Annotated in this window: 12 protein-coding genes and 1 pseudogene; 9 read left to right on the plus strand and 4 right to left on the minus strand. The window is 71.5% G+C overall.

Features of this window, described 5'->3' with window-relative positions; translation table 11 throughout:
• Nucleotides 1-33 precede the first annotated feature (33 nt).
• The gene (locus tag ACRAS8_RS19635; RefSeq protein WP_438487333.1) at nt 34-942 is read left to right on the plus strand and encodes a menaquinone biosynthetic enzyme MqnA/MqnD family protein; all 909 of its coding nucleotides are present in this window, start codon (nt 34-36) and stop codon (nt 940-942) included.
• 72 nt (nt 943-1,014) lie between these two features.
• Here ACRAS8_RS19635 and ACRAS8_RS19640 read toward each other — a convergent pair whose 3' ends face one another.
• Nucleotides 1,015-2,028 (minus strand): alpha/beta hydrolase, encoded by a 1,014-nt coding sequence (locus tag ACRAS8_RS19640; RefSeq protein WP_438490537.1) that lies wholly within the window; start codon nt 2,026-2,028, stop codon nt 1,015-1,017.
• A 308-nt stretch (nt 2,029-2,336) separates the two neighbouring features.
• Here ACRAS8_RS19640 and ACRAS8_RS19645 point away from each other — a divergent pair, with 308 nt between their 5' ends.
• From ACRAS8_RS19645 to ACRAS8_RS19660, 4 genes are all read left to right on the plus strand, one after another.
• Nucleotides 2,337-4,286 carry a serine/threonine-protein kinase gene (locus ACRAS8_RS19645; RefSeq protein ID WP_438490538.1) on the plus strand — a complete coding sequence of 650 codons (1,950 nt, stop codon included), beginning with the start codon at nt 2,337-2,339 and terminating at the stop codon, nt 4,284-4,286.
• A gap of 162 nt (nt 4,287-4,448) precedes the next feature.
• Nucleotides 4,449-5,663 (plus strand): cyclic dehypoxanthinyl futalosine synthase, encoded by a 1,215-nt coding sequence (gene mqnC, locus ACRAS8_RS19650; protein ID WP_438487334.1) that lies wholly within the window; start codon nt 4,449-4,451, stop codon nt 5,661-5,663.
• A 34-nt stretch (nt 5,664-5,697) separates the two neighbouring features.
• Nucleotides 5,698-6,399: an imidazolonepropionase-like domain-containing protein gene (locus tag ACRAS8_RS19655; RefSeq protein WP_438487335.1), complete on the plus strand. Its 702-nt coding sequence runs from the start codon at nt 5,698-5,700 to the stop codon at nt 6,397-6,399.
• A 606-nt stretch (nt 6,400-7,005) separates the two neighbouring features.
• Complete coding sequence (locus ACRAS8_RS19660; protein ID WP_438487336.1) at nt 7,006-7,707, plus strand: demethylmenaquinone methyltransferase; 702 nt, start codon at nt 7,006-7,008, stop codon at nt 7,705-7,707.
• Nucleotides 7,708-7,993: 286 nt separating this feature from the next.
• Here the strand turns inward: ACRAS8_RS19660 and ACRAS8_RS19665 are convergent, their stop codons facing one another.
• Together ACRAS8_RS19665 and ACRAS8_RS19670 are read right to left on the minus strand one after the other, a co-directional pair.
• Nucleotides 7,994-8,866: a D-alanyl-D-alanine carboxypeptidase family protein gene (locus ACRAS8_RS19665; RefSeq protein ID WP_438490539.1), complete on the minus strand. Its 873-nt coding sequence runs from the start codon at nt 8,864-8,866 to the stop codon at nt 7,994-7,996.
• Nucleotides 8,867-9,093: 227 nt separating this feature from the next.
• A complete protein-coding gene (locus tag ACRAS8_RS19670) occupies nt 9,094-9,627 on the minus strand; it encodes a GNAT family N-acetyltransferase (protein ID WP_438487337.1) in 534 nt (177 codons plus the stop codon).
• 160 nt (nt 9,628-9,787) lie between these two features.
• Here ACRAS8_RS19670 and ACRAS8_RS19675 point away from each other — a divergent pair, with 160 nt between their 5' ends.
• The 3 genes and pseudogenes from ACRAS8_RS19675 to ACRAS8_RS19685 form a co-directional block, all read left to right on the plus strand.
• The gene (locus ACRAS8_RS19675; RefSeq protein WP_438490540.1) at nt 9,788-11,089 is read left to right on the plus strand and encodes a geranylgeranyl reductase family protein; all 1,302 of its coding nucleotides are present in this window, start codon (nt 9,788-9,790) and stop codon (nt 11,087-11,089) included.
• Nucleotides 11,090-11,232: 143 nt separating this feature from the next.
• A complete protein-coding gene (locus ACRAS8_RS19680; RefSeq protein WP_438487338.1) occupies nt 11,233-11,703 on the plus strand; it encodes a carboxymuconolactone decarboxylase family protein in 471 nt (156 codons plus the stop codon).
• Between the two features lie 76 nt (nt 11,704-11,779).
• A pseudogene (locus ACRAS8_RS19685) lies at nt 11,780-11,992 on the plus strand (alpha/beta fold hydrolase); the annotation flags it as partial.
• A 100-nt stretch (nt 11,993-12,092) separates the two neighbouring features.
• On the opposite strand, the gene ACRAS8_RS19690 reads toward ACRAS8_RS19685, so the two are convergent.
• Nucleotides 12,093-12,902, minus strand: a complete 810-nt coding sequence (locus tag ACRAS8_RS19690) for a C40 family peptidase (RefSeq protein ID WP_438487339.1) — start codon at nt 12,900-12,902, stop codon at nt 12,093-12,095.
• Between the two features lie 800 nt (nt 12,903-13,702).
• Between ACRAS8_RS19690 and ACRAS8_RS19695 the strand changes: the two genes are divergently transcribed.
• Nucleotides 13,703-14,062: an NADH-quinone oxidoreductase subunit A gene (locus tag ACRAS8_RS19695; RefSeq protein ID WP_438487340.1), complete on the plus strand. Its 360-nt coding sequence runs from the start codon at nt 13,703-13,705 to the stop codon at nt 14,060-14,062.
• Nucleotides 14,063-14,066: the final 4 nt, after the last annotated feature.

Consider the following 14,066-nt stretch of genomic DNA (forward strand, 5'->3'; position numbering starts at 1 on the left):
CGGCGCCGGGACCGACGGGTCTAGCCTCCGCATGTGGACAATTCAACCTTTGGAGACGCACCCGCGGCAGCCGACGCAGACCACCGTCGCAGCCGGCCGCGAGTGGGCCACATCCAGTTCCTGAACTGCCTGCCCCTTTACTGGGGCCTGGCCCGTACGGGCACCCTCCTCGATCTGGACCTCACCAAGGACACCCCCGAGAAGCTCAGCGAGCAGCTGGTGCGCGGGGAGCTCGACATCGCGCCGATCACGCTCGTCGAATTCCTGCGGGCCGCCGACGACCTCGTCGCCTTCCCCGACCTCGCGGTCGGCTGCAACGGCCCGGTCATGTCCTGCGTGATCGTCTCGCAGAAGCCGCTGGATCAGCTGGACGGCGCCCGCGTCGCCCTCGGCTCGACCTCGCGGACCTCCGTCCGTCTGGCGCAGCTGCTGCTCGCCGAGAAGATCGGGGTACGGCCCGAGTACTTCACCTGCCCGCCCGACCTCGGGCTGATGATGCAGGAGGCCGATGCGGCAGTCCTGATCGGCGACGCCGCGCTCCGCGCCAACCTGCACGACGCGCCCAAGCTCGGCCTGGACGTCCACGACCTCGGCCGGATGTGGAAGGACTGGACGGGACTGCCGTTCGTCTTCGCGGTCTGGGCGGCCCGCCGCGACTACCTGGAGCGCGAGCCGGCGGTGGTGCAGAAGGTGCACGAGGCATTCCTGGCCTCCCGCGACCTGTCGCTGGACGAGGTCGGCAAGGTCGCCGAGCAGGCCGCCCGCTGGGAGCACTTCGACCAGGAACTGCTGGAGCGGTACTTCACCACGCTGGACTTCCGCTTCGGGCCGGACCAGCTGCGCGGCGTCACCGAGTTCGCCCGGCGGGTCGGCCCCACCACCGGCTTCCCGGCCGATGTACGGGTCGAACTGCTGACGGCGGGCGCCGGAGCCCGCTTCTAGGCCGCGCGGACGGCGGCCGGACGGCGGCCCGGCCCCACGGGCCGCCTGGGAGTCCCACGGGCCGCCTGGGGCCTACGGCGCCGGCGTCGGGCCGCGGAGGACCTTGCTGAGGGCCTCCAGGCTCACGTCCCGCATCCCGCGGAGATAGCTGCGGGCGTTGTGGCCGCCGTCCTCGATGACATGCAGCCGGGCATGGACCGGCCCCTTGGCGTACCGCTGGACGAAGCGCTCCAGATTGGCCCGGCCGCCCTCCCGCGTCCCGATCTGGAACAGCACATGGACGTCAGGGGCGCCAGGAGTGGCGGCCAGCCGCCGCGCCAGCCACTCCGGGTCGTTGGCCCGCATCTCCGCCCGGTGGCCGCGCCACAGCGGCGAGTCCGGGCGGGTGTCCGGGCCGCTGGCGATCACCGCCTTGAACCGGTCCGGGTGCTTCAGCACCTGCTTCAGGGCCACGAAACCACCGGACGAGGACCCCATGAACGCCCAGCCGTCGCGGCTGGTGAACGTCCGGAAGTTGGCCTTGACCAGGTCGGGGACGTCGTCGGACATCCAGGTGCCCATCTTCGGCTGCCCGGGGATGTCGCTGCCGTCGTAGTAGCGCTTACCGGCGTTCAGGACCGGCATCACGACGATGAACGGCTTGCTGCGGCCCAGCGCCACCAGGTCGGTGACGGTCCGCTGGAGCTTGTGGCCGGTGGCCGCCCAGTAGTTGGCGGGGTAGCCGTAGCTGCCCGGCAGGGCGATCAGGACCGGGAAGGCGCTGTTCCGGTAGCGCTCCTCGTAGTACTCCTTCGGCGCCCAGATCCACACCTTGCCGGTGAAGCCGGACTTCCTGCCGTGCAGGGTGGTGACGCCGATCTTCGTGCCGTCGTCGAGCGTGGCCGCCGTGCGGAACGCGGCCGGCGGACCGGTCGGCATCCGGACCGCGGGATCGGCCGCGGCCGCCCCCGCCGGGCCCGCGGCACCGTCCGGGAGCGCCCGGCTGAACGACATCGGCTCCCCGGTGTCGTTCAGCACGTCCAGGTACTTGACGGTCGGGTAGGCGCAAAGGCCGACCACGGCCACGAGGCCGGTGAGGAAGGACATCCGCCACCGGGGGCGGGAGGCCGGCCCGCGCTCCCGTGTGCGCCGGGCGGAACGGGCGTGCCCCAGGAGTCGGGTGCGGCTTCGCAGACCGCGGCGGCCGCCCCGGGCCTCCTGGCACGGGTCGTACGGGCGCTCCCCGGGGGCGTGAGACACGGTCGTTCTCCCGATGGACGGGCCCTGGGCCGGCGGCCATGGGGGCGGATGGTGGGTTTACGCCCTGTTTGATGGGAAAGCGGGGTCCAGGGTTTCGGGAACACCGCATGACCTGGGTCATAGGCTGGGGCCGCCGTCAGGAGGGGGAGGGCGCCATGGAACCGCTGACCGACGAGGACCCGCGGACCCTGGGCGGGTACCGGCTGCTCGGCCGCCTGGGCGCGGGCGGCATGGGCCGCGTCTACCTGGGGCGCAGCGCCGGCGGGCGGACCGTGGCGGTCAAGGCGGTGCATGCCCAGTACGCCGCCGACGACCAGTTCCGGGCCCGGTTCCGCCGCGAGGTCGCCTCGGCACGACGGGTCGGCGGCGCCTGGACCGCGCCCGTCCTGGACGCCGACCCCGACGCCCCCGTCCCCTGGGTCGCCACCGGCTACGTCGCAGGCCCCGCCCTCTCCCGCGCGATCGCCGACCGCGGCCCGCTCGCCGGCCACTCCGTACGGGCCCTGGGCGCCGGACTGGCCGAGGCGCTCGTCGCGGTGCACGCGCTGGGCCTCGTCCACCGGGACGTCAAGCCCTCCAACGTGCTGCTGACGCTGGACGGGCCGCTGCTGATCGACTTCGGGATCGCGCGGGCCACGGACGGCACCGCCTCACTGACGTCCACCGGGGTCTCGGTCGGCTCGCCCGGCTACATGGCGCCCGAGCAGATCCTCGGCCAGGGGGCGGAGGCGGCCGCCGACGTCTTCTCCCTGGGCGCCGTCCTGGCGTTCGCGGCAACGGGGGCCGCACCGTTCACCGGGGACTCGTCCGCCGCGCTGCTCTACAAGGTGGTGCACGAGGAACCCGAACTGGGCCCGGAACTCACCGGCGCACTACGGGAGTTGGTGGTCGCCTGCCTGGCCAAGGACCCGGCGCGGCGGCCCGCCCCGGAAGAGGTCGCGGCGCGGCTCGCCGGGGACGGCAGCGGCGGCGCGGCCGGCCTGGTCCGCGCCGGCTGGCTGCCGGGCCCCCTCGTCGAACAGGTCAGCCGCCAGGCGGTGGCGCTGCTGAACCTGGATGCGGAGGGGCCCGGGGCGGCCGGGGCTGGAACGACGGCTGGGGCGGGTGGGGTGTTCGGGGCTGGTGGGACGTTGGGGACCGAGGGGGCCTCCGGGCCGCCGGATGCGTCGTACGGGGCGGTGTCCGGGCTGATCCCGTTCGACACGCCGGCGCAGAGCGTGGGGCCGGCTACGCAGACGGGGCCGGGGGCAGGCACAGCGGGGGCAGATGCGGGCGCGGGCCGGGGCGACGGCCCCGATGCGGGCACGGGCCCGGGGCCCGGGGCGCCCGCCTGGCCGGTGGCCGGCGCACCGCACACCGGGGCCGTCCCTCCGCCGCCGCCCGCGTCCCCGTCCGTACCGGCAGTGCCACCACCCGCGTCCGCGTCCGCGTCTGCCTCCGCCTCTAGCCTCGCCGACCTGCCGACCGGCGCGGCGGCAGTACCGGGACCCCCGGCCGGTTCGGCGCCATCCCCAGCCGACGGCCACGGCCCCAAGGAACGGCGGATCGCCCTCTCCGGCGCGCTCGGTGGCAAGGAGCGCCCCCGGAGGATGAGCTGCACTCTGGTGCTCTCCGTGGCGGGCGCGCTGGCGGTCGCCACCACTACCGCGGTGTTCTTCGCCGTCCTCAACGGGCCGGAGGGCGGCGGCAGCACCGCCAAGCCGCCGTCCGGGCACACCCCGCCCGCCGGGACCACCGCCCCGACCGCCGGCAACCGTGTCCCCCAGGGCTTCCTCGGCACCTGGAACGGCACCGTCACCATGGCCAACGGGATCCCCAACGGCACCATGACCAGCGTCATCAAGGCCGGCGAGAAGGGCGACGTCGTGGTGCGGACGACCTACGACGTGGTGCTGCTGCGCTGTCAGGCCAAGGCGAAGCTGCTGTCGGCCACCGGCAACGCCCTCGTCCTCCAGGAGACCGCCGACGGTGAACAGGGGCCGGGCTGCACGGGCAACACCTCCACCGTGACGTACACCCTCGGCAAGGACGGCACGCTCACCTTCGCCTCGGACGACAAACGGGGCGGCACCCCGAAGGCCACCCTGACGAGAAGCGGCAGCTGAGGGGCGGGGGAGCTGAGAGGCGGGAGGAGCTGAGGGGCTGGGGGAGGGGACACCGGCCCCTCCCGACGCTGTCAGACCCCTGGCGTAGGCTGGTTCAGTCCTTAAGCGCTCGCTGCGCTTACTGTGCGCTTACTGCCCGTCCGCCTCCGAAGGGACGCCCCGGTGACCGAGAACGCCGACCTCAAGTCTTTTGATGTCACAGCCGTACTCGACCGCGCCGCGCAGGGCGGCCGCATCACGCCGGAGGAGGCGCTCGCCCTCTACCGTTCCGCGCCGCTGCACGCGCTGGGCCAGGCCGCCGACGCCGTCCGCCGCCGCCGTTACGCCGGCACCGAGCACATCGCGACGTACATCATCGAGCGCAACATCAACTACACCAACGTCTGCGTGACGGCCTGCAAGTTCTGCGCCTTCTACGCCGCGCCCAAGGACACCGCGAAGGGCTGGACCCGCGACCTCGACGACATCCTGCGGCGCTGCGCGGAGACCGTCGAACTGGGCGGCACCCAGATCATGTTCCAGGGCGGCCACCACCCGGACTACGGCGTCGAGTACTACGAGAAGCACTTCTCGGCCATCAAGAAGGAATTCCCCCAGCTGGTCATCCACTCCCTCGGCGCGTCCGAGGTCGAGCACATGGCCCGGATCTCCAAGGTGTCCGTCGAGGAGGCGATCTCGCGCATCCACGCCGCGGGCCTGGACTCCTTCGCCGGCGCCGGCGCCGAGCTCCTCCCCGCCCGGCCCCGCAAGGCCATCGCGCCGCTGAAGGAGTCCGGCGAGCGCTGGCTGGAAATCATGGAGGCCGCGCACAGGCTGGGCGTGGAGTCGACGTCCACGATGCTGATGGGCACCGGCGAGACCAACGCCGAGCGCATCGAGCACCTGCGGATGATCCGCGACGTCCAGGACCGTACGGGCGGCTTCCGCGCCTTCATCCCGTACACCTACCAGCCGGAGAACAACCACCTGAAGGGCCGCACGCAGGCCACCCTCTTCGAGTACCTGCGCATGATCGCCGTCGCCCGGCTCTTCCTGGACAACGTCGCGCACATCCAGGGCTCCTGGCTGACCACCGGCAAGGAGATCGGCCAGCTCACACTGCACTACGGCGCGGACGACCTCGGCTCCGTGATGCTGGAGGAGAACGTCGTCTCCTCGGCGGGCGCCAAGCACCGCTCGAACCTGCGCGAGATGATCGAGATGATCCGCACGGCGGGCCGGGTCCCGGCGCAGCGCGCCACGACGTACGAGCACCTGGTCGTGCACGACGACCCGGCCGACGACCCGGTCGACGACCGCGTCGTCTCGCACCTCTCCTCGACGGCCATCGAGGGCGGCACCGCCCACCCGGAGCTGACCTTCGTCGAGGCCAACTGACCCCCGGCGAGGCCAACTGGCCACCGGCATACCGATGCTGACGCTCCATCGGGTCCGGGCCGTCCGGCTCACCCGCACCGAGGACACCGAGCCGCTCCCCGGCTACGCGGTCCTCGTCGACGGCGACCGCCTGGCCGCCATCGGCCCCTACGAGGAACTCCTGGCGACGTACGGGACGGACGCCCACGGCACGGACGCCTACGGGATGGGCGCGCCGTCTGCCGGCGGGGAGGCTCCGCCTGTCGGCGCCGAGCCGGGAGCCCGGCCGAGCCTCCGGGTCCGGGAGTGGGACGGCATCCTCACGCCCGGCCGCCACGAACCGAACGGCGCGGCACTGCTGGAGGCCGCCTACCACCCCGACCCGCGCGAGGCCGCCGAACTGGGCACGGAGCCGCTGACCGGCGCGGCGCTGGCCGCCCTGCCGATGACCGAGACCCGCTGGGGCGCCAGCGCCCGCCGCGGCCTCCAACGCCTCCTGGCCGCCGGCACCACCACCCTGGCGGGCCCGTTCACCCACCCCGCGGTCCGCGCCGCCGTCCAGCGCTCCGGCCTCCGCCAGACCAACCACCCGGAGCGCGCCGACCACCCGGAGAGCGCCGAGGCGTCCCCCTCCGCGTCCCCATCCGCCTCCCCGGCCCTCGCCCCCGGCGCCCGGGCCGACTTCGCCGTCTTCGCCCCGGACGGCACCTGCCTGGCCACCGTCCTCTCCGGCCGCCTCGTCCACCGCCGCCGCTGACCCCCTGACGCGCCGCCCACCTCTCCACTACACTCCGTAACGAAGTCGGAACTTCTCACGCTCCGTAATCGTTGCCGATAGAGGAAGGAGGCAGGCGGCCCAAGGCGCACGCGACGCCCCCGCTCCCGTGCCCCCCGTTCGCTCCCGCCCCCGTTTCCGCCAATCCCGTCAAGAACTTAAGAACTCGTCAAGGCCGGTCGATCACGCGTCAGGTCGGTGTCAACGGAAACGGAACAGCGGATTCAGCCCGGCAGGATCTTGGTCGCGGGGACGGCCGTCGCCCGGCCGCTCACGATGCGTTTCGCACCGCTCGACCGCCCGGAATGTCAGAGGGGGGCATGACGGCCGTCCCCGACCAAAGACCTGGCCGAGACCTGGCCGCCCCGGTCACGTCCCGCCTCGCCCCAGCCCACCCCCACCCCAGCCCGCGCCAGGCCCACCCCACCCCAGCCCGCGCCACCCGAGCCCACCCCACCCGAGCCCACGTCGCCCCGTCCCACTTGGCTTGGCCCGGCCGGCGCCTGGGCCCGGGTACCCGGGTGCCCGGTGCCCCGGGGCTCGGTGCCCGGTGCCTGGCTTCGGTGATGGACGGTGGACAATGGCCGGGTGACCCGAGCATCCCTGGACAAGCAGCCGAACGAAGTCGCCGCGATGTTCGACGGCGTGGCGGCGCGGTACGACCTCACCAACGACGTGCTCTCCCTGGGCCAGGCGCGGCTCTGGCGCAAGGCGGTGGACCGTGCGGTGGCCGCGCGGCCCGCCGAGCGGGTGCTCGATCTCGCGGCCGGGACCGGCACGTCCTCGCTGCCGTTCGCGCGGACCGGGGCGTACGTCGTGCCCTGCGACTTCTCGGTCGGGATGCTGCGGGAGGGCAAGAAGCGGCGCCCGTGGCTGCCGTTCGCGGCGGGGGACGGGATGCGGCTGCCGTTCGCGGACGGGGTGTTCGACGCCGTCACCATCTCCTTCGGGCTGCGGAACATCCAGGACACCGATGCCGCGCTGGCCGAGCTGTACCGCGTCACCAAGCCCGCTGGGCGGGTGGTGATCTGTGAGTTCAGCGAGCCGACCTGGGAGCCGTTCCGGACGGTCTATGCCGAGTACCTGATGCGGGCGCTGCCGCCGGTCGCGCGCGTGGTCAGCAGCAACCCGGAGGCGTACGTCTACCTCGCGGAGTCCATCCGCACCTGGCCCAACCAGCCCGAGCTGGCCGCCCGGCTCCAGGGCGTGGGCTGGACCGGGGTCGCCTGGCGCAACCTGTCCGGTGGGGTCGTGGCGCTGCACCGGGGTACCAAGCCGGTCGAGGGCTGACCCGGCCCTGGTCGAAGGCTGCCCCGGACCTGGAGGTCCCGGTCCTGGACCTGGAGGTCCCGGTGCCGGCAGTACGTGAGCAGTACGTGAAGAGCCCGCCCCCGTCGGGCTGTTGCCGTCGGGGGCGGGCCTTTGCGTCGGGTGGCGCGGTGGACGAGGTGGACCTGTGGCGGCCCGGTGGCGGGGCCCGGGGCCGCCACAGGCCCCGGGCTCGTTCACTGAGCCCGTTCACTCCCGTTCAACCGGGCCCGTTCACCGGGCGCCGGTCACCGCCTGCTTGGCCCGGTTACTTCTTGAAGGCGTAGTCCAGCAGTTTCTTGGCGTCCGCGGTCCGGTTGTCCAGGGACGAGGAGGCCAGGACCGTGCCGATGACGGTCTTGCCGCCGCGGGTGGCGGCGAAGACCAGGCAGTACTTGGCCTCCGGGCCCGAGCCGGTCTTCACGCCGATGGTGCCCTGGTAGCTGCCGAGCAGGTTGTTGGTGTTGGTCCACGACATGTAGCGGTAGCCGCCGTTCTGCGTGGTGACCTTCTGCTTGGTGGACTTCGTCCCCACCACCGTGCGGAAGGTGGAGAACTTCATGGCGTTGCTGGCGAGCTTGGTCAGGTCGCGCGGGGTCGAGTAGTTCGTACCACGCCCTATTCCGTCGAACGAGTCGAAGTGGGTGTTCTTCATGCCCAGGCTCTTGGCGGTGGCGTTCATCTGGCCGATGAACGACTTCACCCGGGCGTCCCGGGTCGAGCCGCTGCCGAAGGTGTCGGCCAGCGCGTAGGCCGCGTCGCAGCCGGACGGGAGCATCAGCCCGTAGAGCAGCTGACGGACCGTCACCTTGTCGCCGACGATCAAGTGGGCCGACGAGGCCCAGTTGTTGTTGACGATGTAGTCGCTGTACGCCTTCTGGATCGTGACCTTGGAATCCAGGTTGAGGTTCTTCTGGGCCAGCACCACCCGGGCCGTCATGATCTTGGTGGTGGAGCCGGTGGACCGGCGGGTGTCCGCGGCCTTGCCGTAGAGCGTCGCCCCGCTGCCGTCGTTCATCACGAAACCGCCGGCGGCGGTGATGCTGGGCGTCGGGAGGCCGGCGGCCTGCGCCTGGGAGCCGAACGCCCCGGCGGTCAGGACGGCTCCGGTGGTGAGGGCCACGGCGGACGCGCGCCGCATGCCCTTGATGCCCTTGATGCGCCTGATGCCTTTGATGCCAATGTTCAAGTGGATGCTCCAAATGCCCCTGCAGTGCGGTCACATGCAGTTGCGGTCACCTGAGAGTGCCGCTGTCTTCTGAGACATCCGGGGCGTGGCAATGGATGCGTGGGAGGCGCTCTTCTTTCGGTCAAATCCGGGGAGCGGGCCCCTACGTCCCGTACGTCCCGCATCCCCGGATCCCCGGATCAAAGATCCAGTCGGTGGCAAGACGCCGTCCGCTTGCCGTCCGGTACGGGGACGGTCTCGGCCGGGTGCATGCCCAGGCGGCGGGCCACCGCGATCGAGCGGGCGTTGCGGGAGTCGATCACCGCGACCACGTGCCGGATGCCGGCCGCCCGTACGACGTCCAGCGCCCGTTCCGCGGCCGCCGTGGCGTACCCCTTGCCCCAGTACGCCCGGCCCAGTCTCCAGCCGATCTCGATCTCGCCGGCCGGGCCCCACTCCCGCGGCCAGGGCTGGGCGCCGGTGAAGCCGATGACCGCGCCGTCCGCCGGGTCCACCAGGGTGTAGAAGCAGAAGCCGCGTTCGGCGTGGTGGCGGCGCTGGCGGGCGGTGAGCTCCTCGTAGACGGAGAGTTCGGCGGCGCCTCCGCCGAGGAACTCCATCACCTCGGGGTCGTCGAAGACCCCGTGCCAGTGCCACGCGTCCTCTTCGGTGGGGACCCGCAGTTCGACGGCGGGGAGGGGGCGCGCGGACCGCGGGGCGGGCGCAGAGGTCATGGGACAACCCTTCAGATTCCGATCATCACGGCCCCCATAGACTGCACCTGCCCAGTGCCGGTCGGCACCCAGATATCCACAGCGGATATCCCGATATCGACTTCCGGGAGAAAATGCCGTGACCGAGTCCGCGTCCGCGTCCGCATCTGTGACCGAGCCCGTGACCGCGCCCCGATCGGAGCACAGCGCGGATGTGATCGTCGTCGGTGCCGGGCCGGCCGGCGCGACCACCGCGTACCACCTCGCCAAGTCCGGTCTGGACGTGCTGCTCCTGGAGAAGACCGCGTTCCCGCGCGAGAAGGTCTGCGGCGACGGGCTCACCCCGCGGGCCGTCAAGCAGCTGGTGGCGATGGGCATCGACATCTCCGAGGAGGCCGGCTGGCTGCGCAACAAGGGCCTGCGCATCATCGGCGGCGGCTCCCGGCTCCAGCTGGACTGGCCGGATCTCGCCTCCTTCCCGGACTACGGACTGGTCCGCAAGCGCGACGACTTCGACGAGCAGCTGGCCCGCCAGGCGCAGAAGGCCGGCGCCCGGCTCTACGAGCGGTGCAATGTGGGCGCGCCGATCGTGAACGAGCTGACCGGGCACATCACCGGCGTGCACGCCAAGCTCGGCGAGGCGGGGGCCGGTTCGAAGGACAGGACGCCGGTGACGTTCCACGCCCCGGTCGTGGTGGCCGCCGACGGCAACTCCACCCGGCTGTCGCTGGCGATGGGGCTGCACCGGCGCGAGGACCGGCCGATGGGCGTCGCGGTGCGGACGTACTTCACCTCGCCGCGGCACGACGACGACTACCTGGAGTCCTGGCTGGAGCTGTGGGACCGCCGGGGCGCGCAGGACCGGCTGCTGCCGGGTTACGGCTGGATCTTCGGCATGGGCGACGGCACGAGCAACGTCGGCCTCGGGATCCTCAACTCCAGCTCCGCCTTCCGGGAGCTGGACTGGCGGGAGATCCTCAAGGCGTGGTGCGCGTCCATGCCGGAGGACTGGGGCTACACCCCGGAGAACATGACCGGTCCGATCCGCGGCGCGGCGCTGCCGATGGCGTTCAACCGCCAGCCGCACTACACCAAGGGCCTCCTCCTGGTCGGTGACGCGGGCGGGCTGGTGAACCCGTTCAACGGCGAGGGCATCGCCTATGCGATGGAGTCCGGCGCGATCGCGGCCGAGGTGATCGTCCAGGCGCACGCGCGCGCCACGTACGCCCAGCGTGAGCTGGCGCTGCACCGTTACCCGAAGGTCCTCAAGGACACCTACGGCGGCTACTACTCCCTGGGCCGGGCGTTCGTGAAGCTCATCGGCAACCCCCAGGTGATGCGGATCGCCACCCAGCGCGGGCTGACCCACCCGCTGCTGATGCGCTTCACGCTCAAGATGCTGGCCAACCTCACCGATCCGACGGGTGGCGACGCGATGGACCGGATCATCAACGGTCTGAGCAAGGTCGCGCCGAAGGCGTGAGCCGCCGCCGACCAGGCGTGCTGCTGCAGCGGGCCGGCCCCGGAAAAAGGGGGCCGGCCCGCTGTCACGTTCTCCGCGCGCGATCCGTCGGTGCAGTGACGGCGCTGAACCGAGGCGCCGGACGAGATGCGAGGAGCGCAGTGATGGACGCACGAGTGCCGGAAGCACGTATGCAGAACCCCGCGGTGGTCATTCCGGAGGCCATGCAGCCGCTGCTCGCCGTGGCCAGGGCGACCCGCACGGGCGGGGTGTCGGAGGAGACGCTGGAGCTGGTGCACCTGCGGGCCAGCCAGATCAACGGGTGCAGCTTCTGTGTGGACGGCGGGGTCAGGAATGCCCGCAAGGCGGGGGTCGACGACATGAAGCTGTTCGCGGTGGCCGCCTGGCGGGAGGCGCCGTACTTCAGCGACGAGGAGCGGGCCGCGCTGGCCCTCACCGAGGCCGCGACCCGGCTCGCGGACAGCTCCGACCCGGTGCCGGACGCGGTCTGGGACGCCGCCGCCGACCACTTCGACGAGAAGCAGCTGGCGGCGATCGTCCTGACGATCGGGCTGACCAACCTCTTCAACCGGCTCAACGCCACCACCCGGCAGCCGGCGGGCGCGGGTTGGTGAGCCGCCGGCCACGGCCGGCGCCCGTCCCCGCGCGCCGGCCGGTCCGCCCCAACCCCCATGAAACGGCCGCTCGGACCGGCCGGCCGGTGGCTACGACACCGACTCGACCTCGGACGACCTGGCCGCCCTGCTGGACCACCTCGACCTGACCGGGGTGACCCTGATCGGGCATTCGCCGGGCGGTGCGGAGATTGCCCGTTATCTGGCCCGGCACGGTTCCGGGCGGGTCCGCCGGGCCGCTGCTGGAGTTCCTCAAGGGCTAGTTCCTCAAGGGCTGACGAGGGGCTGACGAGGGCATGGCGGGCCCTGACGGGCCCGGGAAATGCGGAACCGCCCCTTCCGAGCGGGGGAGGGGCGGTTCCGTGGAGCGGTCGGGGGTGCGCCGGTCGTCAGAGGACGCGCACCGCGCCGGTGGGCATGTCGTAGCTGAGGGGGCGCTCGACGATGCCGGTGCTCGGGTTCTGGGCGCCGATGAAGTTGCCGTTACCGACGTAGACGGCGACGTGGTAGGCGCTGCCCGCGCTGCCCCAGTAGAGGATGTCGCCGACCTGGAGGTTGCCGAGGCCGACCTGGGTGCCGGCGGTCGACTGGCTCTGCGAGACGCGCGGCAGGTCGATGCCGATCTGCGAGAACGCGGCCTGGGTCAGGCCGGAGCAGTCGTACGAGGAGGAGCCGGTGGCGCCGAGGACGTACGCCTTGCCGAGCTGCGCCTTGAGGAAGGAGACGAGGGTGGCGACGCTGCCGCTGCCGGTGGAGGGCGCCTCGGAGACGGCGGAGAGGGTGGTGCGCGCCTCGGAGCGGGAGGCGCGGGTCTGCGCGGCCTCCTTGGCCTTGGCGGCCTCTTCGGCGGCCTTCTTCGCCTCGGCCTCGGCCTTGGCCTTCTTCTCCGCGGCGGCCTTCGCCTTGTCCGCGGCCTTGTCGGCCTGGGCGGTGGCGGCGTCCTGGAGCGCCTGCCGCTCGTAGCTGAACGCGGCCTGCTGGGCGGCGTCGGCGCTCTTGGCGGCGCTGGTGGCCAGCGCCATCGTGATGGTGGGCATCTCCTGGGTTTCGGAGACGGGCTTCTCGATGGCGTTGGCCGGCACGGTCGCGCCGGTGACCGCGAGGGTGAGGAAGCCACCGGTCACGCCCGCACGCAGGGCCCGCGAGGACGCGGAGCGGCGGGGCTTCCGGTGGCTGGGTATGAGTGCGTTCGGGGACATGGCACCACGGCTATCAGGAGCCGCAGGTTGCTGCCAACAAAGGTGGGGTGCGCCACACTTGACGTGTACGCGACGAATAAAACGGACTTTTCGTCTGGCGAAGGCGTCCTGACGGGATGTCCGAATTTCGCGATCATGTTCCTACGCACGGCATTTGATGGCCGCCGCGGCCTCCGGGCGCGCTTACCACTTCTTGATCCGCCACGCCAAGGCTTCCCGGGCGTCAAGGTCTCATGACTTCAAATCGCGTGGGATAGGTCACTCGTGAGTGTCCGTTATGTTCCCGTGACCGGCCATCGGCCGCCGACCGGCCGCGCGCCGCCCCGGAGTTCCCCGGATCCGCCCTCGCGGTTCCCCGGATCCACCCTCCGCTCGTGAACGGGAACACGTACCGACGATCACGGCGGGGTCACGACCGCATCACGTCTACGGCCGCCGCGCATATAGCAGTTGAGCCATGCCCAGCACCAATTTGCTTGCGTGGCCTGCTTCTTGATAATGAAACAACCACGCTGACCAGCGGTAACCCCGACGAATATCACCTCTCGTGATCACTCGCGTGCTTCGTGTGCAGAGATCACCGGTCATCCGGCTTCATGATCCTTCGTCAGGTGGTGAAGATCACAAAGCCGTTGTCCGGACCCGTGTCGCAGATCACAGACCGACGGGCATAAGATGCGGGCATCGGGCTTGTGAACTGCCTCACATATGCACGATCACCATGCACGAGCACCGTGGGGCGGCCGAAGGGCCCGAGCGGACCGCCATCCAGTCATCGTCGACTGAAGGGAGCGAGGACGGTGAACGCCTATGCGCCCCTCCTCGTACTGGGAGCCCTCGGGGCAGGCTTTGCGATCTTCTCCGTGGTCATGGCCACGCTCGTCGGCCCCAGGCGCTACAACCGGGCCAAGCTCGAAGCGTACGAATGCGGAATCGAGCCGACGCCACACCCGTCCGGTGGCGGTCGCTTCCCGATCAAGTACTACCTGACGGCGATGCTCTTCATCGTCTTCGACATCGAGATCGTCTTCCTCTACCCCTGGGCGGTCAGCTTCGACGCCCTGGGGTTGTTCGGGCTCGTCGAGATGCTCCTCTTCGCGCTCACCGTCTTCGTCGCCTACGCCTACGTCTGGCGTCGCGGCGGCCTGGAATGGGACTAGGGGT

The organism is Streptomyces sp. S186 (assembly GCF_051603415.1).
Lineage (GTDB): Bacteria > Actinomycetota > Actinomycetes > Streptomycetales > Streptomycetaceae > Streptomyces.

Coding starts and splice junctions, on each gene's coding strand:
- ACRAS8_RS19640 (WP_438490537.1), bottom strand. CDS start 2,028: ATGTCCTTCCTCACCGGCCTCGTGGCCGTGGTCGGCCTTTGCGCCTAC.
- ACRAS8_RS19645 (WP_438490538.1), top strand. CDS start 2,337: ATGGAACCGCTGACCGACGAGGACCCGCGGACCCTGGGCGGGTACCGG.
- ACRAS8_RS19655 (WP_438487335.1), top strand. CDS start 5,698: ATGCTGACGCTCCATCGGGTCCGGGCCGTCCGGCTCACCCGCACCGAG.
- ACRAS8_RS19665 (WP_438490539.1), bottom strand. CDS start 8,866: ATGCGGCGCGCGTCCGCCGTGGCCCTCACCACCGGAGCCGTCCTGACC.
- ACRAS8_RS19670 (WP_438487337.1), bottom strand. CDS start 9,627: ATGACCTCTGCGCCCGCCCCGCGGTCCGCGCGCCCCCTCCCCGCCGTC.
- ACRAS8_RS19680 (WP_438487338.1), top strand. CDS start 11,233: ATGGACGCACGAGTGCCGGAAGCACGTATGCAGAACCCCGCGGTGGTC.
- ACRAS8_RS19690 (WP_438487339.1), bottom strand. CDS start 12,902: ATGTCCCCGAACGCACTCATACCCAGCCACCGGAAGCCCCGCCGCTCC.